The 24,260-nt window shown below is 68.9% G+C and carries 18 protein-coding genes and 1 tRNA gene; 5 read left to right on the forward strand and 14 right to left on the reverse strand.

The features are described from left to right. Nucleotides 1–20: 20 nt before the first annotated feature. The gene (locus AC5RVG_RS16225; RefSeq protein ID WP_494014661.1) at nt 21–1,226 is read right to left on the reverse strand and encodes an NAD(P)/FAD-dependent oxidoreductase; all 1,206 of its coding nucleotides are present in this window, start codon (nt 1,224–1,226) and stop codon (nt 21–23) included. Nucleotides 1,227–1,472: 246 nt separating this feature from the next. Between AC5RVG_RS16225 and AC5RVG_RS16230 the strand changes: the two genes are divergently transcribed. The 3 genes from AC5RVG_RS16230 to AC5RVG_RS16240 all read left to right on the forward strand — a co-directional run bounded on the left by AC5RVG_RS16230 (nt 1,473) and on the right by AC5RVG_RS16240 (nt 6,369). Beyond that, complete coding sequence (locus tag AC5RVG_RS16230) at nt 1,473–1,823, forward strand: bifunctional 3-phenylpropionate/cinnamic acid dioxygenase ferredoxin subunit (RefSeq protein ID WP_494001748.1); 351 nt, start codon at nt 1,473–1,475, stop codon at nt 1,821–1,823. A 31-nt stretch (nt 1,824–1,854) separates the two neighbouring features. After that, on the forward strand, nt 1,855–3,765 hold the full coding sequence (locus AC5RVG_RS16235) for a BCCT family transporter (protein ID WP_494014662.1): 1,911 nt from the start codon (nt 1,855–1,857) through the stop codon (nt 3,763–3,765). Between the two features lie 120 nt (nt 3,766–3,885). Then, nucleotides 3,886–6,369, forward strand: coding sequence for a GcvT family protein (locus AC5RVG_RS16240; protein ID WP_494014663.1), 2,484 nt, complete (start codon nt 3,886–3,888; stop codon nt 6,367–6,369). Between the two features lie 63 nt (nt 6,370–6,432). Here the strand turns inward: AC5RVG_RS16240 and AC5RVG_RS16245 are convergent, their stop codons facing one another. The 5 genes from AC5RVG_RS16245 to pcrA form a co-directional block, all read right to left on the reverse strand. Next, nucleotides 6,433–7,488 (reverse strand): zinc-dependent alcohol dehydrogenase family protein, encoded by a 1,056-nt coding sequence (locus tag AC5RVG_RS16245; protein WP_494014664.1) that lies wholly within the window; start codon nt 7,486–7,488, stop codon nt 6,433–6,435. Nucleotides 7,489–7,605: 117 nt separating this feature from the next. Beyond that, nucleotides 7,606–8,526 carry a succinate--CoA ligase subunit alpha gene (gene sucD, locus AC5RVG_RS16250; protein ID WP_494014665.1) on the reverse strand — a complete coding sequence of 307 codons (921 nt, stop codon included), beginning with the start codon at nt 8,524–8,526 and terminating at the stop codon, nt 7,606–7,608. 18 nt (nt 8,527–8,544) lie between these two features. Beyond that, on the reverse strand, nt 8,545–9,708 hold the full coding sequence (gene sucC / locus AC5RVG_RS16255) for an ADP-forming succinate--CoA ligase subunit beta (protein WP_494001753.1): 1,164 nt from the start codon (nt 9,706–9,708) through the stop codon (nt 8,545–8,547). A 221-nt stretch (nt 9,709–9,929) separates the two neighbouring features. After that, entirely contained in the window at nt 9,930–10,976 is a 1,047-nt protein-coding gene (locus tag AC5RVG_RS16260; RefSeq protein WP_494014666.1) for a mechanosensitive ion channel family protein, read from the reverse strand. 75 nt (nt 10,977–11,051) lie between these two features. Beyond that, nucleotides 11,052–13,448: a DNA helicase PcrA gene (gene pcrA, locus AC5RVG_RS16265; RefSeq protein WP_494014667.1), complete on the reverse strand. Its 2,397-nt coding sequence runs from the start codon at nt 13,446–13,448 to the stop codon at nt 11,052–11,054. A gap of 95 nt (nt 13,449–13,543) precedes the next feature. Here pcrA and AC5RVG_RS16270 point away from each other — a divergent pair, with 95 nt between their 5' ends. Together AC5RVG_RS16270 and AC5RVG_RS16275 are read left to right on the forward strand one after the other, a co-directional pair. Next, nucleotides 13,544–14,200 (forward strand): hypothetical protein, encoded by a 657-nt coding sequence (locus tag AC5RVG_RS16270; RefSeq protein ID WP_494014668.1) that lies wholly within the window; start codon nt 13,544–13,546, stop codon nt 14,198–14,200. A gap of 17 nt (nt 14,201–14,217) precedes the next feature. Beyond that, nucleotides 14,218–14,290, forward strand: a tRNA-Arg gene (locus AC5RVG_RS16275). 420 nt (nt 14,291–14,710) lie between these two features. Here AC5RVG_RS16275 and AC5RVG_RS16280 read toward each other — a convergent pair. The 8 genes from AC5RVG_RS16280 to AC5RVG_RS16315 form a co-directional block, all read right to left on the reverse strand. Beyond that, entirely contained in the window at nt 14,711–15,940 is a 1,230-nt protein-coding gene (locus AC5RVG_RS16280; protein ID WP_494014669.1) for an ROK family transcriptional regulator, read from the reverse strand. A gap of 114 nt (nt 15,941–16,054) precedes the next feature. Further along, on the reverse strand, nt 16,055–17,935 hold the full coding sequence (locus AC5RVG_RS16285) for an ABC transporter ATP-binding protein (RefSeq protein WP_494014670.1): 1,881 nt from the start codon (nt 17,933–17,935) through the stop codon (nt 16,055–16,057). 177 nt (nt 17,936–18,112) lie between these two features. Continuing rightward, the gene (locus AC5RVG_RS16290) at nt 18,113–20,422 is read right to left on the reverse strand and encodes an FdhF/YdeP family oxidoreductase (protein ID WP_494014671.1); all 2,310 of its coding nucleotides are present in this window, start codon (nt 20,420–20,422) and stop codon (nt 18,113–18,115) included. A 51-nt stretch (nt 20,423–20,473) separates the two neighbouring features. Further along, nucleotides 20,474–21,358 (reverse strand): formate dehydrogenase accessory sulfurtransferase FdhD, encoded by an 885-nt coding sequence (fdhD, locus tag AC5RVG_RS16295; protein ID WP_494014672.1) that lies wholly within the window; start codon nt 21,356–21,358, stop codon nt 20,474–20,476. Nucleotides 21,359–21,452: 94 nt separating this feature from the next. Continuing rightward, on the reverse strand, nt 21,453–22,622 hold the full coding sequence (locus tag AC5RVG_RS16300) for a molybdopterin molybdotransferase MoeA (protein WP_494014673.1): 1,170 nt from the start codon (nt 22,620–22,622) through the stop codon (nt 21,453–21,455). Further along, nucleotides 22,619–22,897 (reverse strand): DUF6457 domain-containing protein, encoded by a 279-nt coding sequence (locus AC5RVG_RS16305; protein ID WP_494014674.1) that lies wholly within the window; start codon nt 22,895–22,897, stop codon nt 22,619–22,621. Before AC5RVG_RS16305 ends, AC5RVG_RS16300 begins: the two co-directional genes overlap by 4 nt. A 49-nt stretch (nt 22,898–22,946) precedes the next feature. Continuing rightward, nucleotides 22,947–23,681 carry a molybdenum cofactor guanylyltransferase gene (gene mobA / locus AC5RVG_RS16310; RefSeq protein ID WP_494014675.1) on the reverse strand — a complete coding sequence of 245 codons (735 nt, stop codon included), beginning with the start codon at nt 23,679–23,681 and terminating at the stop codon, nt 22,947–22,949. Further along, on the reverse strand, nt 23,678–24,178 hold the full coding sequence (locus tag AC5RVG_RS16315; RefSeq protein WP_494014676.1) for an HNH endonuclease: 501 nt from the start codon (nt 24,176–24,178) through the stop codon (nt 23,678–23,680). The genes mobA and AC5RVG_RS16315 overlap by 4 nt, the downstream gene beginning before the upstream one ends. Nucleotides 24,179–24,260: the final 82 nt, after the last annotated feature.

Below are 24,260 nucleotides of genomic sequence, written 5' to 3' on the forward strand. Positions count from 1 at the left end.
CGGGAGAATGGGTGCGTTGCTCAGGATGCGGCGGCGAATTCGGCTGAAAGTACGCCCAGGTGCCGTTCGGCTTCCCGGTTGAGGAATTTGCGCCACCTGGTGAACTGGCGGACCTGGTTGACACCCAGCACGGCAACGGGGTCGGCTCCGGCATAGTAGACGGCGAGGAAGCTGTTGTCTTCGAGGCAGCCGTGTTCAATTTCAACCCGGTCGTGGCCGTGCACGTGGCCGGCAAACTGAATGCGCGAGCCGTATTGGTCGGACCAGAAATAGGGCGGATTGACCGGCGGCAGGGTCGCGGTGTCCTGCAACAGCGCTGCCACTGCAACGGCAGGTTGCTCCAAGGCCCCGGTCCAGTGCTCATCCCGCTGGTGCGCCCCTGCCCGCGGGTCCCACCAGGCCGCGCAGTCCCCGACGGCCACCACCGAGGAGACGCTGGTGCGGCCCGCCGAGTCGCAGAGCACGCCGTTGCCCAACTCTATTCCGGAGCCGAGCAGCCAGTCGGTGTTCGGTTGCCCGCCGATGCCCACCAAGACGATGTCGGCGGGAAGTTCCCGCCCGTCGTCGAGCACCACGTGGCTGACGTTTCCGCCGCTGGTGCGGAAGGACCGGACAGATGTGCCGCACAGCATCTCCACCCCGCCGGCCAAGTGCAGCCCGGCGACGGCCGCACCCATCTCGACGCCCAGGGCGCCGGACAGTGGGGCAGGAGACCGCTCCACCACGGTGACGTCGAGGCCCGCGTCACGGGCGGTCGAAGCGGTCTCGGCGCCGATGAAGCCTGCCCCGATCACCACCATTTTCCGGCCGGGAAGCAGATGACCGCGGAGCGCACGGGCATCGTCCAACGTGCGGAGGGTGAAAACGTTCGCGCAGCCATCGACTTCGGGGAGTACCCGGGCGGAGGACCCGGTGGCCAGGACCAGTCCGTCCGCGGCGAGGCTCCGTCCGTCGCTGAGCGACACGGTCATCGACTCCGGGTCGAGGCCTATGGCCGTCACACCCAAAATCCATTCCGCGGCCAACTCGTCGTCCCCGTCGACTAATGCCAGGTCCGCCTCCGAGACCCGGCCCGCCAGGAAGTCCTTGGACAGCGGCGGACGGTCGTAGGGCGGATGCACTTCCGCTCCAACGACGATCAGGCGGCCGGCAAAACCTTGGTTCCGTGCCGCCCGGGCCGCAGAAAGCCCGGACAGCGAAGCTCCGATGACAACAAGGGTCTGCATGGATAGGGCCTTTCACAGCATGAGGGTCCACGTTTTCCGAAGAAGCAGCGCCTGACGCAACACGACGCGCTATGTGAAACAGCGTGAAGACGGATTCCGCGTGTGTCAAGGGGTAAGGACCCGCAGAAAAGAATTTCTCCAAACCCTTGACAACGGAATGTGACCCGGCACACTGTTGCCTATCGTGAACGCCGTTGTTCACGACGGAACTTGGCACGCTGTGTCGTTGCGAAAGAAGGCGCCCCCATGCATCAGGCCTGCCCCTTAAGCCAGCTAACCCCCGGCGACGCCATCCGGCTTGACACTTCGCCTCCCATCGCCGTCTTCCACACGGAAGAGGGCGAGCTCTTTGCCATTGACGACACGTGCACCCACCAGGACGCCTCGCTGGCGGACGGCTGGGTAGAGGGCTGCGAAGTCGAGTGCCCGCTGCACGCGTCGAAGTTCAATCTGCGTACCGGCGTCGTTGACGCGCCGCCGGCAAAACTCCCGGTCCGCGTCCACGGTGTCTCCGTCGTGGACGGCATCATCATGGTCCAGGAATCAGAAGAGGCCCCGAATCTCCCGCCCGGCCTGCAGGTCGACGGGTTCGTGTAGCCGGGCCTTCGTCATCCACCAAAGGAACCAGATGTCAGTGAACAACGATCTTGCAGTTGATGATGGCCCACCCGACCACGAGGTGCAGCGGGTGCTGGCCCAGGAGCCCTCCGACAGACCGGCCAATGCGCCGCCGGATCAAGCGGGCACCGAGGAGGACGCCCGGATCCTGGCCGAGCTTCGGGAGAGCGAGAACGAGCAGGCGCTGGCGGGCCGCCAGCGGACGAGCGGAGGCTTGGACAAGACAGTCTTCGCCGTGGCCGGCGCCCTCGCCGTCGCTTTCGTGGCCTGGGGTTTCCTGGCCACCGAGCATCTCGGCACCACCTCGGTCACCGTACTGAACTGGGTGATGGAGAATACCGGTTGGCTCTTCATCCTGCTGGCCTCGCTCTTCGTGGTTTTCGTGCTGTGGCTGGCGATCGGCCGGTTCGGCAACATCCCGCTGTCCAAGGACGGCGAAAAGCCGGAGTTCCGCACCATCTCCTGGATCTCCATGATGTTCGCCGCCGGCATGGGCATCGGCCTGATGTTCTACGGCGTGGCAGAACCGATGTACCACTACATCGCCCCGCCGCCCGGCACCGTGGACGGGCAGACGCCGGAGGCAATCCAGACGGCGATGGCAACCTCGCTGTTCCACTGGACGCTGCACCCGTGGGCGATGTACGCCGTCGTCGGCATCGCCATGGCCTACGGCACCTACCGGCTGGGCCGCAAACAGCTGATCTCGGCAATCTTCACCTCCCTGTTCGGCAGCAAGACGGTGGAGGGACCGGCCGGGAAGTTCATCAACATCCTGGCCATCTTCGCCACCCTCTTCGGCACGGCCGCGTCGCTCGGCCTCGGCGCCCTGCAAATCGGCAGCGGCTTGGCGTTCAACGGGTGGGTGGGCGAGCTGGCCACCGGCGTGCTCGTGGTCATCATCGCCGTGCTCACGGCCTGCTTCATCGCCTCGGCCGTCTCCGGAATCCGCCGCGGCATTCAGTGGCTGGCCAACATCAACATGGTGCTGGCCGTTCTTCTGGCGCTGATCGTGTTCCTTGCCGGCCCCACGCTGTTCATCCTGAACCTGGTGCCGGCCGCCGTCGGGGATTACGCCCGCGACCTGGCCGAGATGGCCTCCCGCACCGAAGCGGTGGGCGACGAGGCGCTGCGCAGCTGGATGTCCGGCTGGACGGTCTTCTACTGGGCCTGGTGGGTGTCCTGGACACCGTTCGTCGGCATGTTCATTGCCCGGATCAGCCGCGGCCGCACCATCCGCCAGTTCGTCACCGGCGTGCTGCTGGTGCCAAGCGTTGTGAGCGTCGCGTGGTTCGCGATCTTCGGCGGCGCCAGCTTTGGAGTGCAGGCCGCGGCAGACGCCACACCGGATACCGGCGACGGGCTGGTCGACATGGTCGACGGCGAACCGACCATCTCCTTCGACGGCGCCCTCTTCGATCTGCTGCAAAACCTGCCGTTGCCGAACATCCTGGCCGGCGCGGTGGCGATCCTGGCGATGGTTCTGGTAGGGATCTTCTTCGTCACGGGCGCCGATTCGGCCTCGCTGGTGATGGCTTCCCTCAGTTCCAACGGGGCCGAAGAGCCCTCCCGCGGCGTCGTGATCTTTTGGGGCGCGCTGACCGGCGGAGTCGCTGCGGTGATGTTGCTGGCCGGCGGGGACCAGCCGGCCGAGGCCCTGAACGGGCTCAAGAACATCACCATCGTGGTCGCGCTGCCGTTCGTCCTGGTGATGCTGCTGATGTGCATTGCGCTGGCCAAGGACCTGCGCCGTGATCCGCTGGCGCTGCGCCGCCGGTTGGCCGACTCCGTCGTGGAACGCGCCATCCGATCCGGGGTGGGCCAGCACGGCGGCAGCAGGTTCGACCTGGTCACCAAACACGAATGCGACGACACCTGTCCCGAAGGGAAGTGCCCGGCAGCTGCTCCACCGCCCGCCTAGGCCGCCCTGCGGCGGGCGGCCGGGGCAACCGGGCCACCCGCCGCACCCCAAACTCACCGCCCCACAACGCATGGCCCCGCATCTCTTGCCCCGCCCTGCTACCTGAAGGAGCATTACCGCATGAGCACTTCCCCGCGCATCGTCATCATCGGAGCAGGGATCGTCGGCGCCAATCTGGCGGACGAACTGGCCGCCCGCGGCCGCACGAACGTGACCGTCCTGGAGCAGGGCCCGCTGCACCTGGCCGGCGGGTCGAGTTCGCACGCACCCGGGCTGGTCTTCCAAACCAATCCGTCCAAGACCATGACCGCATTCGCCCGTTACACCGTGGGCAAAATGCGCTCGCTCACGGCCGACGGCAGCTCCTGCTTCAACCAGGTGGGCGGGCTGGAGGTGGCCACCACGCCCGCCCGGTTCGAAGAGCTCAAGCGCAGGGCCGGCTTCGCCGCCTCCTGGGGCGTGGAGGCCCGGCTGATCGACCCGGATGAATGCGAAAAGCACCATCCGCTGCTGCCGGCCGGCAACGTGCTCGGCGGCCTGCACATCCCCTCCGACGGGCTGGCCCTCGCGGCCCGCGCCGTCCGGCTGCTGATCGCCCGCGCCTCCGCCGCCGGCGTCGAGTTCCGCGGTTCCACCACCGTGACGGGCATTGAGCACGACGGCGGGCGGGTCACCGCGGTGGAGACCGACACAGGGAGGGTGCCCGCCGACGTCGTGGTCTGCTGTGCCGGGTTCTGGGGGCCGAAGATCGGCGCCATGGTCGGCATGACGGTGCCGCTGCTTCCGCTGGCTCACCAGTACGTCAAGACCTCGGCGCTGCCGGTGCTGGCCGGCCGGAACGAACTGCCCAACGGCGCCCGGCTGCCGATCCTGCGCCACCAGGACGCGGACCTGTACTTCCGCGAGCACGGCGACCGGCTGGGCATCGGTTCCTACGCGCACCGGCCCATGCCGGTGGACCTGGACGGGCTGCCGGCTGTCGCGCCGGCGGACGTTTCCGACGACCGCATGCCCTCGCGGCTGGGCTTCACGCCGGCGGACTTCGAACCGTCCTGGCGGGAAAGCCAGCGGCTGCTGCCGGCCCTCCGCGGCGCGGGCATCACCGACGGCTTCAACGGCGTTTTTTCCTTCACCCCCGACGGCGCCCCGGTGATCGGGGAGTCCCCGGACGTCGCCGGCTTTTACCTGGCCGAAGCCGTGTGGGTCACCCATTCGGCGGGAGTGGCCAAGGCGGTTGCAGAGCTGCTGGTGGACGGGCGGTCGCAGACGGATCTGCACGAAGGCGATGTGCGCCGGTTCGAAGACGTGCAGCTGGCCCCGGAATACATCAGCGAGACGTCGCAGCAGAACTTCGTGGAGATCTACGACGTGCTGCACCCGCTGCAACCGCGCGAATCCCCGCGGAACCTGCGCACCAGCCCCTTCTTCGGCCGCCAGCAAGAGCTCGGCGCGGTCTTCCTGGAATCCGGCGGCTGGGAGCGCCCGCACTGGTACGAGGCCAACGCGGCGCTGCTGGCGGCGCTGCCGCAGGACTGGCGGGAACCGGAGCGCGACGCCTGGGCCGCCCGATACCACTCCCCCATCGCCGCGGCCGAAGCGTGGAAGACGCGCACCGCCGTCGCCATGTACGACATGACGCCGCTGAAGCGGGTGGAGGTGTCCGGGCCGGGCGCCCTGGCCCTGCTGCAGCGGCTGGGCACCGGGCAGCTCAACAAGAAACCGGGGGCGGTGACTTACTGCCTGTTGCTGGATTCCGGCGGCGGCATCCGCAGCGACATCACGGTGGCGCGGCTGGCGCCCGAGCGGTTCCAAGCCGGCATCAACAACAACGCCGACTACGAGTACCTGCGCGGCGAGGTGGCCGCACAATCGCAGGCCGACCCGGCCCAGTGGGTCCGGGTCAAGGACATCACCGCCGGCACCTGCTGCATCGGGCTTTGGGGCCCCTCGGCGCGCGGCGTGATGGCCAAGGTCAGCAGCGACGACTTCAGCAACAACTCGCTCAAGTACTTCCGAACGGCCCAGGTGCGCATTGCCGGCCTCTCCGTCACTGCGATGCAGCTCTCCTATGTGGGCGAGCTGGGCTGGGAGCTGTACACCACGGCCGACCAGGGGCTCAGGCTCTGGGACGCGCTGTTCGACGCCGGGCAGGAGCACGGGATCGTCCCAGCCGGCCGGGCCGCATTCAACAGCCTGCGGCTGGAAAAGGGCTACCGGCTCTGGGGCACCGACATGACCACCGAGCACACGCCGGAGGAGGCGGGCCTCGGGTTCGCGGTCAAGGCCGACAAGGGCGAATTCGTCGGCGCCGCCGCGCTGGCCGCCGCGGGCGCGCCGGCCCGCCGGCTGCGCTGCCTGACCATCGACGACGGCCGGTCGGTGGTGCTGGGCAAGGAGCCGGTATACGTGGACGACGTCCCGTCCGGCTACGTCACCAGCGCGGCCTTCGGCCACACGGTGGGACGGCCGATCGCGTACGCCTGGCTTCCTGCGGACATCGGGGAGGGAGACGGCGTCGAGATCGAATACTTCGGCCGCCGCATCCCGGCCACCGTCGCCGCCGAGCCGCTGGTCGACCCCGGCATGGAACGCCTGCGCGGCTAGGCCCGCGCTGGCGGGAAGCCCGGCGCGGCCGGCCGTCCGCGCTGGCGGGACGCCCGGCCGCGGCTAGGGCCGCAGCATCACCTTGATCGCGCGGCGCTCGTCCATGGCCCGGTAGGCTTCCGCGGCGTCGCCGAGGGGCATGACCGCGTCGAAGACCTTGCCGGGGTTGATCTTCCCGGCCAAGACGTCCTCGAGGAGTTCCGGAAGGTATTCGCGGGTGGGCGCGGCGCCGCCGGCGACGGCAATGTTCTTCGAGAACAGCACGCCGATGGGCAGTTCGGCGCCGCCGGCGGGGACCCCCACGAACCCGACGGAACCGCCGGGCCTGGTGCAGCGCAACGCCTGGTCCATGGACTCCGCCGTGCCCACGCACTCGAGCACGGAGTCGGCCAGCACGCCGCCGAGCAGCCCCTTGACCTTTTCGGCGGCGGCCTTCCCGCGTTCCGCCACCACATCGGTCGCCCCGAATTCGCGCGCCAGTGCCGCCCGGTCGTCGTAGCGGGACATCGCGATGATCCGCTCGGCGCCCAGCCGCCGGGCTGCCAGCACTCCGCACAGCCCGACGGCGCCGTCACCCACGACGACGACGGTGCGTCCCGGGCCGACCTTGGCGCTGATGGCCGCGTGGTGTCCGGTCCCCATCACGTCGGAGAGCGTGAGCAGGCTCTTGGCCAACTCCTCCCCCGGTTCGGTCACGCCGGGCACCGCAACCAGAGTGGCGTCGGCGTGGGGCACCCGCACGGCTTCGCCCTGCCCGCCGTCGACCGGCAGGCCGTGTTCGTCCCGGCCTCCCCAACTGGCCCGGCGTTCGCAGGAGGTTTGCACGCCGTTGCGGCAGGGTGGGCACTCCCCGCAGCTGATGGCCCACGGGGCAATGACGAAGTCGCCGGTGGACAGCGCCTGCACCGCGTCGCCGGTGGCCTCGACCACGCCGATGAGTTCGTGGCCGATGGGATGCGGCCTGCCCGGCTCGCGGATGCCGCGGTAGGGCCACAGATCGGAGCCGCAGACGCAGGTGGCGCTCACGCGCACGATCGCGTCGGTGGGGGCAAGGATTTCCGGGTCGGGTCGTTCCTCGACCCGGATGTCGCCCGGTCCGTGGATGATGGCAGCGCGCATGAAGCCTCCTGTGCAGTGGTGATCTTTCCAGCCTAACCGCGTCGCCGCGGCGGCCGGGAACGGGCGAAGCCCGCCACCTTGTGCAGGTGGCGGGCTTCGGTGCCGTAGGCGAAGGGCCTAGAGGCTGGACGGTTCCTCGTGGTCCGGGTAGACCTCGCGCAGCAGGTGCGCGGTCTCGGACGGGGTCTTGCCGACCTTCACGCCCGCGGCCTCGAGGGCCTCCTTCTTGGCCTGGGCCGTGCCGGAGGAGCCGGAGACGATGGCGCCGGCGTGGCCCATGGTCTTGCCCTCGGGCGCGGTGAAGCCGGCCACGTAGCCGACGACCGGCTTGGTGACGTTGGCCTTGATGTACTCGGCGGCACGCTCCTCGGCGTCGCCGCCGATTTCGCCGATCATCACGATCGCCTTGGTTTCCGGATCGGCCTCGAACGCGGCCAGGGCGTCGATGTGGGTGGTACCGATGACCGGGTCGCCGCCGATGCCGATGGCGGTGGAGAAGCCGAGGTCGCGCAGTTCGTACATCATCTGGTAGGTCAGCGTGCCGGACTTGGAGACCAGGCCCACGCCGCCCTTGCCGGTGATGTTCGCCGGGGTGATGCCCACCAGCGACTCGCCGGGCGTGATGATGCCCGGGCAGTTCGGGCCGATGATGCGGGTGATCTGGTTGCCGTCGGAGTCCTTCTTGGACTGTGCCAGCGCCCAGAACTCGGCGGAGTCCTGCACCGGCACGCCCTCGGTGATCACCACGACGAGGCCGATTTCGGCCTCGATGGCCTCGACCACGGCGTCCTTGGTGAAGGCCGGCGGGACGAAGACGATGGAGACGTCGGCGCCGGTCTCGGTGACGGCTTCCTTGACGGTGCCGAAGACCGGCAGGGTCTTCTCGCCGTGGGTGACGGTGGTGCCGGCCTTGCGAGCGTTCACGCCGCCAACGATGTTGGTGCCGGCGTGCAGCATGCGCGCCGTGTGCTTGGAGCCTTCGCCACCGGTGATGCCCTGGACGATGACCTTCGAGTCCTTGTTGATGAAGATAGACATGTTTTAGTTCCTCGGTCCTTAGGCGTTGGCCAGCTCGGCGGCCTTGTCGGCGCCCTGGTCCATGGTCAGGGCCAGGGTGACCAGCGGGTGGTTGGCGTTGAGCAGGATCTGCCGGCCTTCGTCGACATTGTTGCCGTCGAGGCGGACAACCAGCGGCTTGCTGGCCTTCTCGCCCAGGATTTCCAGGGCCTTGACGATGCCGTTTGCCACGGCGTCGCAGGCGGTGATGCCGCCGAAGACGTTCACGAACACGCTCTTGACCTGCTCGTCGTTGAGGATGACGTCCAGGCCGGCGGCCATGACCTCGGCCGAGGCGCCGCCGCCGATGTCCAGGAAGTTGGCGGGCTTGACGTTGCCGTGCTTCTCGCCGGCGTAGGCGACGACATCCAGGGTGGACATGACCAGGCCCGCGCCGTTGCCGATGATGCCGACCTGTCCGTCGAGCTTGACGTAGTTCAGGTCCAGTTCCTTGGCCTTGGCCTCGAGCGGATCCGCGGCGTCCTTGTCCTCGAGCTCCTCGTGGCCCGGCTGGCGGAAGGAGGCGTTCTCGTCCAGCGAGACCTTGCCGTCCAGGGCGACGATGTCGCCGGCGCCGGTCTTGACCAGCGGGTTGACCTCCACCAGGGTGGCGTCTTCCTTGATGAACACGTCCCAGAGCTTGACGATGACCTCGGCGACCTTGGGGCGAAGGTCTTCGGCGAAGCCGGCCTCGGCAACGATTTCGTCGGCCTTGGCCTGGTCGATGCCCACGGCCGGGTCGATGGCAACCTTGGCCAGGGCGTCCGGGCGCTCCACGGCCAGCTGCTCGATCTCCATGCCGCCCTCCACCGAGCACATGGCCAGGTAGTTGCGGTTGGCGCGGTCCAGCAGCACGGAGAAGTAGTACTCCTCGGCGATGTCGGCGCCCTGCGCGATCATGACCTTCTTGACCGTGTGGCCCTTGATGTCCATGCCGAGGATGTTGGAGGCGTATTCGTATGCCTCGTCCGGGGTCTTGGCGACCTTGACGCCACCGGCCTTGCCGCGGCCTCCGACCTTCACCTGAGCCTTGACGACAACTACGCCGCCAATTTTCTCAGCAGCTGCCTTGGCTTCTTCTGGGGTGTACGCAACGATTCCAGCCAGCACGGGTACTCCGTGTGCCTCGAAGAGATCGCGCGCCTGGTATTCATACAGGTCCACGGGTTGTGTCCTTCTACGTCGAAGTCGTTTCTGACTCGGAGCGGCGTCCGCGGTTGGCCGTGGCGGTGACCACGGACGGTGAGCGGATGCCTGCAGTGCTCCATGGGGAACTCTAGCCCCTTTGGCCTCGGGCGCCGGTCCCAGAGTACCGCTTTAGTGGCCAAGGGCACACTTCTACGACTTGTAGAAGTGTCCGGGTTTGAGGTATCGGCGCCGTGAACCTAATTCTTGCCGCCGGCTCCCGTCTGATCCACGACGGCGGTGTTCCCGCCTTGGGCGGCCTCCCCGTCCTGCGCGGTGGTTCCCCCGCCCTGCGCTGCGGCTGCTGCCGGTGCACTGCCCCTGATCACGGTCTGGTTCAGCAGCGGAATGCGCAGGCCTTCCTCGGCCAACGCCTCCTTGAGGCGGGCCCGCATCTTGCGCGCAATTGCCCACTGTTCCAGCGGCTTCGTGCGGATGGCCAAACGGATCACCACGGATTCGCCGGTCAGTGCCTCCACACCCCAGACCTCCGGATCGTCCAAAATCAGCCTGCGGTTGTCCTCGTCCATGCGCAGTTCCATGGCGGTCTTGAGGATCAACTCGGAGACCTTCTCCACATCGGAGTCGTACGGCACCGGGATGTCCAGCACGGCCCGCGCCCAGCCCTGTGAGGAGTTACCCACCCGCAGGATCTCCCCGTTGCGCACGTGCCACAGCGTGCCGTCCACGGCGCGCACCTGCGTGACCCGCAGACCCACCGACTCCACGGTGCCGGAGGCCTCGCCCAAGTCGACCACGTCACCGATGCCGTACTGGTCTTCGGCCACCATGAACAGCCCGGACAGGTAGTCCTTGACCAGGGTCTGGGCGCCAAAACCAATGGCGACGCCGGCAATACCGGCACTGGCCAGTACCGGGCCAAGATTGAATTCCAGCTCCGTGAGCACCATCAGCGCGGTGACGCTGGCAAGCACGATGGTGGTGATCGAACGCAGCACCGATCCGATCGTCTTCGAGCGCTGGGCGCGGCGCACCGCGGCGATCGGCGAGTCCTGAATCAGCCAGTAGCGCGGGTCTTTCGTGTTCTTGGGCGCTGCAGGGTCGAATTTGTCCAGCTTGGCGGTCTCGCCGTCGGCGATCTTTCCCGTGACGCGTTTGATCACCATCCGCAGCACAATGTTCAGCAGGAATCCACCCAGCAGGATCAGCGAAACGCGCAGCGGCTTGTCAAGCCAAAAATCGGGGGTTGCCAGCCGTTCCAAAGTCCTGATGTCCACGTGGTCCATGGATAAGAACGGTAAGCGCCCCGTCATGCCGCTGCCAAATGCGCCGCCGCAAACGTGGCGCATCTCCCAGCGGGGTCAGCCCATCTTGGTCAGCGGCGCATAGCGCAGCAGCAGCCGCTTCTCGCCGGCGTCGAATTTGACCTTGGCCACCGTCTTGTCGCCGGCTCCTTCGAGGCCCAGGACGGTCCCGTTGCCGAAGCTCGCGTGGTTGACCTTGTCGCCGATGGACAGCGCGATGACTTCCTTCTGCGGCTGCACCCGGCCGGCCCGGGTCTTGGCGCTGGTGATCGACGGCGCCGATCCCCGCATGTTGCTGATGTCCTGGCTGCCCGAGGTCCCGGCACCCCAGTGCGATCCCGAGTAGCGGCTGGACCCGAAGCTGCCCGCGGAGGCAAAGGTCGGGCGGGCCGTGCCTTCGCGTTTCCAGTCGATGAGTTCGGCCGGGACCTCTTCGATGAACTGGCTGGCCGGGTTGAACTGGCTCTGGCCCCACATGCTGCGGGACTCCGACCGGGTCAGGTACAGCCGCTGGCGGGCACGGGTCAGGCCCACGTAGGCCAACCGGCGCTCTTCGGCCAGCTCCGTCGGGTCGGTCATGGAGCGCTGGTGCGGGAAGATTCCGTGTTCCATGCCGGTGAGGAAGACCACCGGAAACTCCAGTCCCTTGGCGGTATGCAGCGTCATCAGCGTCACCACGCCCTGGTCCTGGGCCAGCCGCGCCGCCTCGCTGTCCGGGGCGTCGGGCACCTGGTCCGCGTCGGCCACCAGCGCCACCTGTTCCAGGAACTCGGACAGCGACCCTTCCGGGTTGTCCCGTTCGTACTCGCGCACCACGGCCACGAGTTCGGCCAGGTTTTCCACGCGGGATTCGTCCTGCGGGTCGTTGCTCTGGCGCAGCATCGCCAGGTAGCCGGTCTGCTCCAGCACGGCCTCCAGCGCGGCTGCCGCACCGGACCCGGCGGCCACCTCGGCCAGGTCGTCGATGAGCTTCACGAAGCCGGCGACCGCGTTCACCGACCGGGTGGCCATGCCGCGTGCCTCCTCCGCCCGGCGCAGCGCCTCCATGAACGAGATCCGGTCCCGTTCCGCCAACGCCGCGACGGCGTACTCGGCCCGGTCGCCGATCCCGCGCTTCGGTTCGTTGAGGATGCGGCGCAGGTTGACGACGTCGTCCGGGTTGGCCAGGACCCGCAGGTAGGCCAGCGCGTCCTTGATTTCCTTGCGCTCGTAGAAGCGGGTGCCGCCGACTACCTTGTAGGGCAGCCCCACCCGGACGAGCAAGTCCTCGATGGAACGGGACTGGGCGTTGGTCCGGTAGAAAATGGCGATGTCGCCCGGGCGGATGCCCTCGGAGTCCTGCAGTCGGTCGATCTCCCCGGTGATGAAGCGGGCCTCGTCGTGCTCGTTCTCGCCCACGTAGCCGATGATCTTCTCGCCGTCGCCCTCGGCGGTCCAGAGCCGCTTGGCCGGGCGGTCCGGGTTCCGGGAGATCACCGAGTTGGCCGCGGTGAGGATGGTCTGGGTCGACCGGTAGTTCTGTTCCAGCAGGATGGTGCGCGCGCTGGCGTAGTCCTTCTCGAAATCGACGATGTTGCGCACGTCGGCCCCGCGGAAGGCGTAGATGGACTGGTCCGAGTCGCCCACCACCGTCAGTTCGCCGGCCGGCACCGACCCGTCCTCGGACTCCCGGGTCAGCTCGCGCACCAGCCGGTACTGGGCATGGTTGGTGTCCTGGTATTCGTCCACCAGCACGTGGCGGAACCGCCGGCGGTACGAGTCCGCAATCGCCGGGAACGCCTGGAAGATGAAGACAACCTGCGCGATCAGGTCGTCGAAGTCCATGGCGTTGGCCTGGCGCATCCGCTGGGTGTACCCGGTGTAGACCGAGGCCACCGCCTGCTCGAACGGATCCGAATAGTTGGCGGTGGAGGCGAAGGACTCGTCGTCGATCAGTTCATTCTTCAGCGCCGAGATCTTGTGCTGGATGGACTTGGGCGGGAAGCGCTTCGGGTCCAGGTCCAGCCCCTTGGCCACCTGGCTGACCATCCGCAGCGTGTCCGCCGAGTCGTAGATGGAGAAGTTGGAGTTCAACCCCACGTGCTTGGCTTCGCGGCGCAGGATCTTCACGCAGGATGAGTGGAACGTGGAAATCCACATCCGCTTGGCCGAGTCCCCCACCAGCGACTCGATCCGCTCCCGCATCTCCGCGGCGGCCTTGTTCGTGAAGGTGATGGCGAGGATCTCTCCCGGCCGTGCGCGGCGGGTGGCGAGCAGATACGCGATGCGGTGGCTGAGCACCCGGGTCTTGCCGGATCCGGCACCGGCGACGATCAGCAGCGGGGAGCCGGCATGCTTGACCGCCTCTTCCTGCTGCGGGTTCAGCCCCGAGAGCAGCTCTTCGGCGCCGGGCAGATGCGGAGCGGGCGGAGAGGCAACATGCGGGTCGAACGCCGGGTCGGTGAGGAAATCCATGGTCCCCTAAGTCTATTAGCCACCACCGACACTGCGGGACGCCGGCGGCGACTTCCGCCAACGGCCGACGCAGAGCGCCCCGGCATAATGGTTGTATGTCCAAAACCCCAGCACAGCGCGCGAAGAAACACGGTGCGGCGGCGGCCCCGGCCCCCGGCAGCAGCGCCGCCGCGAGGCCTGCCGTTCCCGGCAGCACCCGGTCGCCCCAGCGCGCTGCCGGCAACGCGAACCTGATCGTCATCGCCGGGGCCGCGGCCTCGGCCTTCCTGTTCGGCTACTCGTTCCTGCTGGTGATGCCGCAGTTCTCCCAGCTGACCGGGGGGCTGGCCATGCCGGACACGCTCATCGGCGGATACTCCACCGAGTACGTCCAGCAGGTGCGCACCGCGTTCGGCGAAGACGGTGCCGGGCAATACAACTACTGGCACAAGACAGCCGACACCATCTTCCCGCTGATGTTCGGCTTCACGTGGCTGATCCTGCTGGGGCAGCAAATCCGCCGCCCCGGCTGGCGCTGGCTCGCCTGGTCCGTCGTCGTGCTTTACGTGGCAGCGGATCTGGGGGAAAACCTCGCCGTCGACGCCATGCTGGCCTCGGACCCGGTCGGCGACGCGTCACTGGCGAGCTTCCTCACTGTCGCCAAGTCCGTCCTGTTCGGGCTGAGCCTGGTCGCCGCCGTCGTCGCGGTCTTCACGCGTAAACCCCGGCCTGCCGGAGGCCCGGCCGCCGCACCGGCGGGCGGCGCCGTTTAAGCTAAGCTTTTGGCGTTGCCCCCGTAGCTCAGGGGATAGAGCACCGCTCTCCTAAAGCGGGTGTCGGCAGTTCGAATCTGCCCGGGGGCACTTCACCGCCGGCCTTGTCGGCGAAATGCGGCGGCCGCGCCCGGCCCGTCAACCAGGGCAGCCGACCGCCGCCTGTGCAACCCCCCACGGAAGCACAGACGGTAGCCGGCTGTAGTGCCTTCCACCAAAGCGGCCAGGAATTCCCGTCAGCTGGGACCGCTGGTTCCGGTTCTTCCCGTTCGCCGGAGCCAGCAGTATCTTCCCGCCGCCTGTTGGCCGACGGCCGAGCCGTTCCCCTGAAGCACGTGAGCCGCTGAAGGGACCGTTCATTTTCCCGCAGCGTGAGCACTCCAGGCACTGCCGTCACCATATATCTAAATCGATTGGATTTAATAAAGCAACTCCGGGACGCTTCGTGGCGGCGGGCCAGGGTAATTGACGCAAACGGTCGTGGTGAAGCGCACCCCTGCCCGCGTCCGGCTAGCCCCCTAGGATCAACCCGCTGGCCTTGGGCGACAGCGCGTCATCCAGCACCAGGCAGGCGCCGCCGATGGCCCCCACCTCGAAGCCCAGCGGGGACGACACCACGTCAACCTCGTGGATCGCCCGCGACACAAACCGTTTGTTAATTTCCTCCCGCAGGATGGGCAGCGCAAGCTCGTCCAAGCCGTCCCACAGCGGGCCGCCAAAGATGACCCGGTCCACGTCCAGGATGTTGGCCACCTGCCCCACGGTTCCGCCCAGCAACCCGGCGGCCCGGCCGATGATCGCCGCGGCCGCCGGCTCCCCCTCGCTGGCCATGCGGCAGAGCGTAACGATCCGTTCCGTGGCCCGATGCCGGTCCCCCAGCTCGGCGTCGGCCGGGAAGACGCCGGCCTCCACGGCCTGCCGGAACAGCGTGCCGAAGTTCAGCGCCATGCCCACGCAGGTGCGTTTCCCGCAGTCGCACAGCGGGACCTCTGCCTCCACCGGAAAATGGCCGATCTCCCCGATATTGCTGGAGGCGCCGCGCAGCACCTGTCCGTCGAGCACGATGCCGGCGCCCAAGCCCGTGCCCAGGTAAACGAACACGAAGTTCTCGGGCTCCCGCCGTCCGCTGGCCCACAGTTCCGCCACCGCCGCGGCCGTCGTGTCCTTGTCCATCAGCACCGGCAGGCCCGTCAGGTCGCGCAGGGGTTCGCGCAGCGGCACCGAGGTCCACTCGCGCATCATCGGCGGATCCACCACCATCCCTTCGGCCGCGTCGATCGGCCCGGGCGCGGCCAGCCCGATGCCCAGGATGCGGTGGCGCTCGATCCCGGAAGCGGTGATGAGCGCCTCCGTCGCGGCGGCCATGGCGGCGGCCATCCCGTCCGGCTGGCCTGCGGCGGGGACGTCGTGCCGGGCACGCGCCACCACCTCGCCGTCGAGGTTCAGCATCACCAGGGTCATGACCACGGGGTCGAGGTGGATGCCGATCGCGAGCCGGCTGGAAAGTTCCAGCTGCAGGACCGTGCGCGGTTTGCCGGGCCCGCTGACCGTCTTGCGGTCCTCGCGCACCAGGCCCTCGTCCACCAGCCGGCGCACTACGTTGGAGATGGTCTGCGGGGACAGCCCGGTGCTCTCCACCAGTTCCACCCGGGCGATTCCCCCGCGGGCACGTCGGATGGCGTTGAGGATCACGGCCTGGTTGTAGCCGCCCAGGCGGCCCAGGTTGGTTCCGCGCTGCATTGCACCCGCTTTCCACTTCTTCGACGTGTGGGACCCAGAGCAACTCTAGTCATTGAGCGGGCGGACCACACCCGCCACGCGGCCAGCCCCCTGGCGCGGGCCGGACCGCCGCACTCAGGCCAAACCGGCCACCCGGGTATCGCTGAGGAACTGGGTCCGGTACAGCTCGGCGTAGCGGCCCTCCAGGGCCAGCAGCTCAGCGTGCGTGCCCTGCTCAGCGATCCGGCCGCCTTCAATGACCAGGATCCGGTCGGCGGAGCGCACGGTGGACAGCCGGTGGGCAATGACGACGGCGGTGCGCCCCTCGAGCGCCTCGCTGAGCGCCGCCTGCACGGCGGCTTCGTTGGTGGAGTCCAAGGCCGCCGTCGCCTCGTCCAGGATCACCACCCGGGGATGGCCCAGCAGCAGGCGGGCGATGGTCATCCGTTGCCGTTCGCCGCCGGAGAGGCGGTAGCCGCGCTCCCCCACCATGGTGTCCAGGCCGTCCGGCAGGGAACGGATCAGGTCCTGCAGGCGGGCGCGGCGCAGCACGTCCCATATCTCGTCGTCGCTGGCCTCCGGCCGGGCCAGCAGCAGGTTGGACCGGATGGTCTCGTGGAACAGGTGTCCGTCCTGGGTCACCATGCCGATGGTTCCGCGCAGCGCCTCGAAGCTCAGGTCGCGGACATCGGTGCCGGAAAGCTCGACGGAACCGGAGTCCACGTCGTACAGGCGGGCCAACAATTGGGCCATGGTGGATTTTCCGGCCCCCGAGGAGCCCACGAGCGCCACCGTCTGGCCCGGCTCCACCCGGAAGCTGATCCCGTGCAGCACCTCTTCGCCGCCCCGGGCGTCGAGGGTCGCGACCTCCTCCAGCGAGGCCAACGACACCTTCTCGGCGGAGGGGTAGGCGAACCGCACGTCCTTGAACTCGACGGAGACCGGGCCCGGCGGCACGGCAGCGGCGTCGTCCTTTTCGGTAATCAGGGGCTTCAGGTCCAGCACCTCGAAGACGCGCTCGAAGCTGACCAGCGCACTGGAAATCTCCACCCGGGCGTTCGCCAGGGCCGTCAGCGGCGCATACAGGCGGGTGAGCAGGAGCGCCAGCGTCACCACCTCGCCGGGATCCAGCTGGCCGATGATGGCGTAGAAACCGCCGAGCCCGTAGACCAGGGCCAGCGCCAGCGCGGACACCAGGGTGAGCGCCGTGACGAACACCCACTGCATGACCGCCGTCTTGATGCCGATGTCGCGCACCCGCTGGGCCCGGAGCTTGAACTCGCGGGATTCGTCGGCGGGCCGGCCGAACAGCTTGACCAGCGTGGCCCCGGGTGCGGAGAACCGTTCGGTCATCTGTGTGCTCATGGCGGCGTTGTGGTTGGCGGTTTCCCGGCGCAGTTCGGCGAGCCGGCTGCCCATCCGGCGGGCCGGCAGCAGGAACACCGGCAGCAGCAGCAGCGCCAGCAGGGTGACCTGCCAGGAGGTGTTCAGCATGACGATCAGTGTGAGGATCAGCGCCACGAGGTTGCTCACCACCCCGGAGAGCGTTCCCGCAAAGGCCCGCTGCGCCCCGATGACGTCGTTGTTCAGCCGGCTGACCAGCGCGCCGGTGCGGGTGCGCATGAAGAAGGCGATCGGCATCTTCTGGACGTGGTCGAACACGGCGGTGCGCAGGTCCAGGATGATGTCCTCGCCCAGCCCGGAGGAAATCCACCGGGTCACCATGCTGAGCCCGGCGTCGGCGATGGCCACCAGGGCGATGACGACGGCGAGCCAGATCACTACCTCGACGCCGGTTTTGGCCACGATCGCGTCCACCACCCGGCCGGCGAGAACCGGCGTGGCGACGGCCAGCGTGGCGGTCACCACCGAGAGCAGCACAAAGACAGCAATCTTGCCCTTGTAGGGCGCGGCGAACGCAAAGGTCCGGCGGACAGTCTCCCGCGAGAAGGACTTCTGCTCCTTCGAGTGCGAAAGCCGGTACAGCGAACTCCAGGCTGCCCCTTCCATGGACATGATGGCTCCTAACGGCTGATGGTGCTACTGCCACCCTAGAACCATTCCGAACGCCCTGGTGTTCCTGCCCGCGGCCATGCGGCCGGAAGCTGTCCGGAATTGCGGGCGGGCAGGCAAAGCCGCCGGACCCACCGGCGCCGCCCCCGCCCGCCCGGCGCCACCCGGCGCGGCCCGGCGTCAGCTGAGCTGCTTCTCCTCGTGCGGGACGAAGCGCACCGTCATCGCCTTGAAGCCCGGCGTGTTGGACTCCCGTGCCACCAGGTCCCGGTGCACCAGCGCGTTGGCCTCCGGGAAGTAGGCGGCCGCACAACCCCGCGCCGTCGGGTAGGACACCAGGCGGAACTCGTCCGCGCGGCGCTCGGTGCCCTTGAACGTGCTGATCACGTCCACCAGGTCGCGGTCGGCGAAGCCCAGTTCGGCCAGGTCGTCGGGGTGCACCAGGATGACCCGCCGCCCGTTGGAGATGCCCCGGTAGCGGTCGTCCAGGCCGTAGAACGTGGTGTTGTACTGGTCGTGGCTGCGGATGGTCTGCAGGATTAGGTGTCCCTCGGGCGCCTCCAGGTACTCCAGCGGGCTGACCGTGAACCGCGCCTTGCCGATGTCGGTGGCGAAGGAGCGCGTGTCGCGCGGCGGGTTCGGCAGCACAAAGCCGCTCTTGTTCCGGATCCGCGTGTTGAAGTCCTCGAACCCCGGCAGCACGCGGGAGATGTGGTCCCGGATCACGTCGTAGTCCTCGGCCATCGCCCGCCAGTCCACTGGGTGGTCGTCGCCGAAGGTGGCCTGGGCCATCCGCGCGATGATCACCGGTTCGGCCAGCAGGTGCTCGCTGACCGGCTCCAGCCGGCCCTGCGTGGACCGGACGACGGACATGGAGTCTTCCACCGAGAGGAACTGCGCGCCCTTCGGGTGCTTGTCGTCCCGGTCGGTACGGCCCAGCGTCGGCAGGATCAGCGACGTCTTCCCGTGCACCACGTGGGAGCGGTTGGGTTTGGTGGAGACATGCACGGTCAGGCCGGCCTTCTTCATCCCGCTCTCGAGCAGCTCGGTCTCGGAGTTCGCCAGCGCGAAGTTGCCGCCCATGGAGACGAAGACGTCGACCTTGTCCTCGTGGAAGCGGTCGATCGCCTCGGTGGAATCGACGCCGTGCTCGCGCGGCGAGGTGATGCCGAACTCCTTGTCCAGCGCCGCCAGCAGCCACTCCTTGGGCTTCTCCCAGATGCCCATGGTGCGGTCGCCCTGGACGTTGGAGTGGCCGCGGACCGGGCAGGCACCGGCGCCGGGCTTGCCGAAGTTGCCCTGGAGCAGCAGCAGGTTCACGATTTCGCGCAGGGTATCGACCGAGTGCGGCTGCTGGGTCAGGCCCAGCGCCCAGCAGATGATGGTGGCCTTGGACTTGGCCAGCAGCCCGGCGACCTTGGCGATCTCCAGCCGCGACAGCCCGGTGGCCTTCTCGGTTTCGGTCCAGTCGACGTGCCGGCGGGCTTCGACGTACTCCTCGAAGCCTTCGGTGTTCGCGTCGATGAACGCCTTGTCCACGACGGTGCCCGGGGCGCGGCCTTCCTCTTCGAGCAGCAGGTGTCCCAGCGCCTGGAAGAGGGCGAGGTCCCCGCCCACCTTGATCTGCAGGAATTCGTCGGCCAGCGCGGTGCCGCCGCGCAGCAGCCCGTCCACCGACTGCGGGTCCTTGAACGCCATCAGGCCGGTTTCGGGCAGCGGGTTCACCGCTACGATGGTGCCGCCGTTGTCCTTGCACTCCTTGAGCGCGGAGAGCATGCGCGGGTGGTTGGTCCCGGGGTTCTGGCCCACCACGAAGATCAGCTCGGAGTGGTGGATGTCCTCCAGCGACACGGTGCCCTTGCCGATGCCGATGGTCGGGTTCAGGGCGCTGCCGGAGGACTCGTGGCACATGTTGGAGCAGTCCGGCAGGTTGTTGGTGCCCAGCGAGCGTGCGAACAGCTGGTACATGAACGCGGTCTCGTTGGCGGTCCGGCCCGAGGTGTAGAACACGCAGCGGTCCGGCGTCGTAGCCCTGATGTGTTCGCCAATCAGGCTGAACGCGTCCGCCCACGAGATCGGCGAATAGTGCGTCTCCCCCTCGCGGATGATGACCGGCTCGGTGATCCGGCCCTGCTGGCCCAGCCAGTATTCGGTCTTCGTCGAGAGCTCTTCGATGGAGTGGCGCGCCCAGAACTCGGGCGTGACGGTGCGCTTCGTGTTCTCCTCCGCCACGGCCTTGGCGCCGTTTTCGCAGAACTCGGCCGGCTTGCGCGGACCGGTGATGGATTCGGGCCAGGCGCACCCCGGGCAGTCGAACCCGCCGCGCTGGTTGATCCGCAGCAGCGACCGGGCGGTGCGGGAGACGCCGGCCTGTTCGATGCCGCGCTCCAACGCAACCTTCACCGCCGGAATACCGGCGGCGACCTTCTTCGGTTCCTTGACCTTCAGGGTGCTTTCATCAATGTCATTCACGGGTGCCGGACGAGTCATGCCCCTAATGTATCCCGGCTCACACCGGTTCCCCGACTCACCCGGCGCGTCTCACACGAAATTCCCGACGGCGGCGCCCACCCGGCCCGGGTGGGCATACACGTTAATGCTGCGGCCGCGGCTGAAGCCGGCCAGCGTCAGCCCCACCTTTTCCGCCAGCTCGACGGCGAGCGAGGACGGCGCGCTCACGGCCGACAGGACGGGGATGCCCGCGAGATAGGCCTTCTGGACCAATTCGAACGAGGCGCGCCCGGAGACCTGCAGCACCGTGTTGCGCAGCGGCAGCCGCCCCTCGCGCAGCGCCCAACCCACCACCTTGTCCACCGCGTTGTGCCGGCCCACGTCTTCGCGCAGGCAGAGCAGTTCGCCCGCGACGCTGAACAGGCCGGCAGCGTGGACGCCGCCGGTGCGCTCGAACACCTGCTGCTGTTCGCGCAGCCGGTCCGGCAACTGCAGCAGGACCTCCAGCGGCACTTCGCCGCCGGCACCGGTGCCGTCCGGGCCCGGGGAGGCTCCGCCGTCGTCATGGTGCAGCGGGAAGCGCGAGCGCTTCGTCACGGCGTCGATCGAGGCGGTGCCGCAGATGCCGCACGCGCTGCTGGTGACCACCTGCCGGTCAAGCCGCGGATCCGGCAGCGCCACCCCCGGCGCCAACTGGGCCTCCACCACGTTGAAGGTCTGCCGCCCGTCCTCGTCCTCGCCGGCACAGAAGCGCATCGAGACGAGATGTTCGGGCGACCAGATGACGCCCTCGGAGACCAGGAAGCCGGCCACCAGGTCGAAGTCGTCGCCCGGGGTGCGCATGGTGATGGAGAACGCGCGGCCGGCCAGCCGGATCTCCAGCGGCTCTTCCACCGCCATCACGTCCTCGCGGCGGCGCGCCGGCGCATCGAGACTGAGTTTGAGCACCTTGCGGCGCTGCGTCAAGCGGCCCATGAAGTTCTCCTCTACTGCCTGTAACAAGGGTAAGGCAGCCACACGGCTGCGCGCGGCGGCGCGGCGGGCGCATGCGCGCGGCGGGGCGCGGCGTTCACCAGGGCAGGTCGAGGGCCGGCAACTGCTCGCCGGGTTCGGCGCCGGCGGCCGGCACCACCATCACCCCGTCGGCGGCCGCCAGCCCCCGCATCATCGCCGAACCGATGCGGTCCGCGGGGACGGCACCGCCATCCGGCGACCGGCCGTAGGGCACCAGCCGGTCCTGTTCGTGCAGCGGTGGCATGGCTGTTCCGGCGGGCACGGTGCGCAGCGGGGCCAGCGGCCGGCCGGTCATCCCGGCCAGCAGCGGAGCCGCCAGGGTCAGCAGCGCCATCATGGCGGCCAGCGGATTGCCCGGCAGGCCCACCAGCAGCCGCCCGTCGGCCAGCCGGGCCAGCAGCGCCGGATGCCCCGGACGCATCCGGATGGACGGAATCAGGATCGTGGCCGCGTCCGCGTCCAGCACCCGGCGCAGATGATCGGCCGAGGAGTGGCCCGTTCCGCCGGTGGTGACCACGACGTCGCCGCCGCAGCCGGCGATGGCTTCCGCGGTGGCCGCGAAGTCGTCGGGCAGCCGCCGGCTGTCCATCACCTGGCCGCCGAGCTGGGCGATGATGGCCGGCAGCGTGGGCCCGAACGTGTCCCGGACCCGGCCCGGCGCGGGAATGCCGGAGGTGACCACCTCGTCGCCGGTGAGCAGCAGGGCTACCTGCGGCACGGGGGCAACAGGGAGCGCGTCGTGGCCGCACACGGCGGCGACGGCCAGATGCGCCGGGGTTAGCACGGTGCCGGCGGAGACCACGACGGCGCCGGCGGCGGTCTCCTCGCCGGCCGGGCGGATGTGCCGCCCGGGGGCCAGTTCCCGCGCGTCGGTACCCGCGCACAGCTGCAGCCGGCCAGTCGCCGCGGTGCCGCATTCGCTGCGCAGCACGCTGTCCGTGCCGTCGGGGATCAGGCCGCCGGTGACGACCGGGGCGGCCAGCCCCCGCCGCAGGTCGCTGCCGGCCGGCACCAACCGCCACGGCCCCGGGCCGGCGACGGCCCAGCCGTCCATGGCGGAGGAAGCATAGTGCGGGACCGGCACCAGCGCCGTCACGTCGCGGGCCAGCGTGCGGCCGGCACAGGCGGCCAGCTCCACCTTCGCGGGATCGGGCCGCCCCGCCTCCCGGCCCGCGGCATAGGCGGCTCCGCGGGCGTCGTCCCAGCGCAGTCCGGAGCCACTCACTCCTGCACTGCGCCGTGCCGGCGCGCCACTTCGTCGGCCACCCTGGATGCGGCGCGCATGGCCACCTCGGGTGTTGCCTGTCCGGTGGCGGCCGCCAGGCCGGCCGCGTAGCCCACCACGAAGGTGGTCAGCGGCGCCGCCGGGCGGATCACGCTGTGCGCCGCGACGCCGGCGAGCCCCAGCACGGCGTCGATGTCAACGGGCGTGTCTTCGATTTCCAGCGCCTGGAGCAGTTCGCTGACGAAGGGGGAGAGCTTTTCGGCCGCTCCGGACACAATGGCCTCCGATCCGCCCGGTGCGGGCAAGTACAACGTTTGTTTCAGGCTACGGCGCGGGCCGAACAATGCCAAAGCGGCCCGCGTCCTGCCACGTGTCGACGTCGGAGGTGTGGCCCCCTGACGGGCCCTCGAGCGTGATCTCGGCGGCGGGCAGCCCGCCGAGCAGCCGCCGGACCGGCTGGCCGGCCAACCCGGCCGCTCCCCCGGCGTTCCGCACCGCGGCCTCCAGCGCTGCGCTGTCCGCGCAGCAAGCCAGCGGCTGCTGTTTGCCGTCGGCGTCCACCGGGATCCAGAGCCTGGCCTCCGGCCCGCTGACGGCGTGGCGCAGCAGCAATTCCGGCAGCCCGGCCAGCATCGGCATGTCGCAGGCGAAGAGCAGCGTGAACGGGGCCCGCCCGGAGGAACCGCCGTCGTCGTCCCGCGCCCGTCGGGAGCCGCCGCCGTCATCGTCCCGCGCCCGTCGGGAGGCACCGCCGTCGTCGTCCCGTAACAGCGCCTGGATCCCCGCCGCGATGCCCGCTGCCGGGCCGGAGAACGGCGGGTCCTCCCGGGTGAGCGTCAGCCGCAGCGGCTGCGGAACCAGCGTGCGGCGAAAAGCTTCCACTTCCTCGGACAGGTCGTCGGGGCCGACGACGGAGATCCGCCGGGCCCCCCGGACGGCCTCCAGCGTGCGGCGCAACAGGGTGGATCCCTCGAGCCGCAACAGTGCCTTGGGGCTGCCCCCCAGGCGCGAGGACCGGCCGCCGGCCAGCACGACGGCGTCGAAAAGCGGAGCGGTCACGCGGCGGTATGGGTGTCGAGGAACTGGCTCCAGGCCGGAGCGGGACGGTCCAGGTCGCGGATCCGCCAGCGGGCGCCGCTGGGCGGCCGGGGCGCGAAGCGCAGGCTCCAGCCCATCTGGGCCAGCGTGCGGTCGCCCTTGGCGTTGTTGCAGCGCAGGCAGCAAGCCACCAGATTCTCCCAACTGTCTTCTCCCCCGCGGGACCGGGGCTTGACGTGGTCCACCGTGGTGGCTGTCTTCCCGCAGTAGGCGCAGAGGTGGTTGTCGCGGCGCAGGACGCCGCGGCGGGTCACCGCGGTGTCCTTGTTGTACGGCATCTTAATGTAGCGGTTGAGCAGGATGACCGAGGGGCGGCCCAGTATGTCGTTGGGGCCGACGACGGGGTCCCCGTCTTCGGCGATCACGCTGGCTTTGCCGGTGAGCACAAGAAGCAGCGCCCGGCGGAAGGTGACAACCGCCAGGGGTTCATAACCAGCATTCAGAACGAGTGTGCGCATGCACATTCCTCTAGGTCTGGCCAACCCGACCGGTGCTTCAGATCCCGGTCCGGGACTGGATTTTCTGCACTGACAGTCAAAG

This window comes from Arthrobacter senegalensis, from assembly GCF_059091765.1.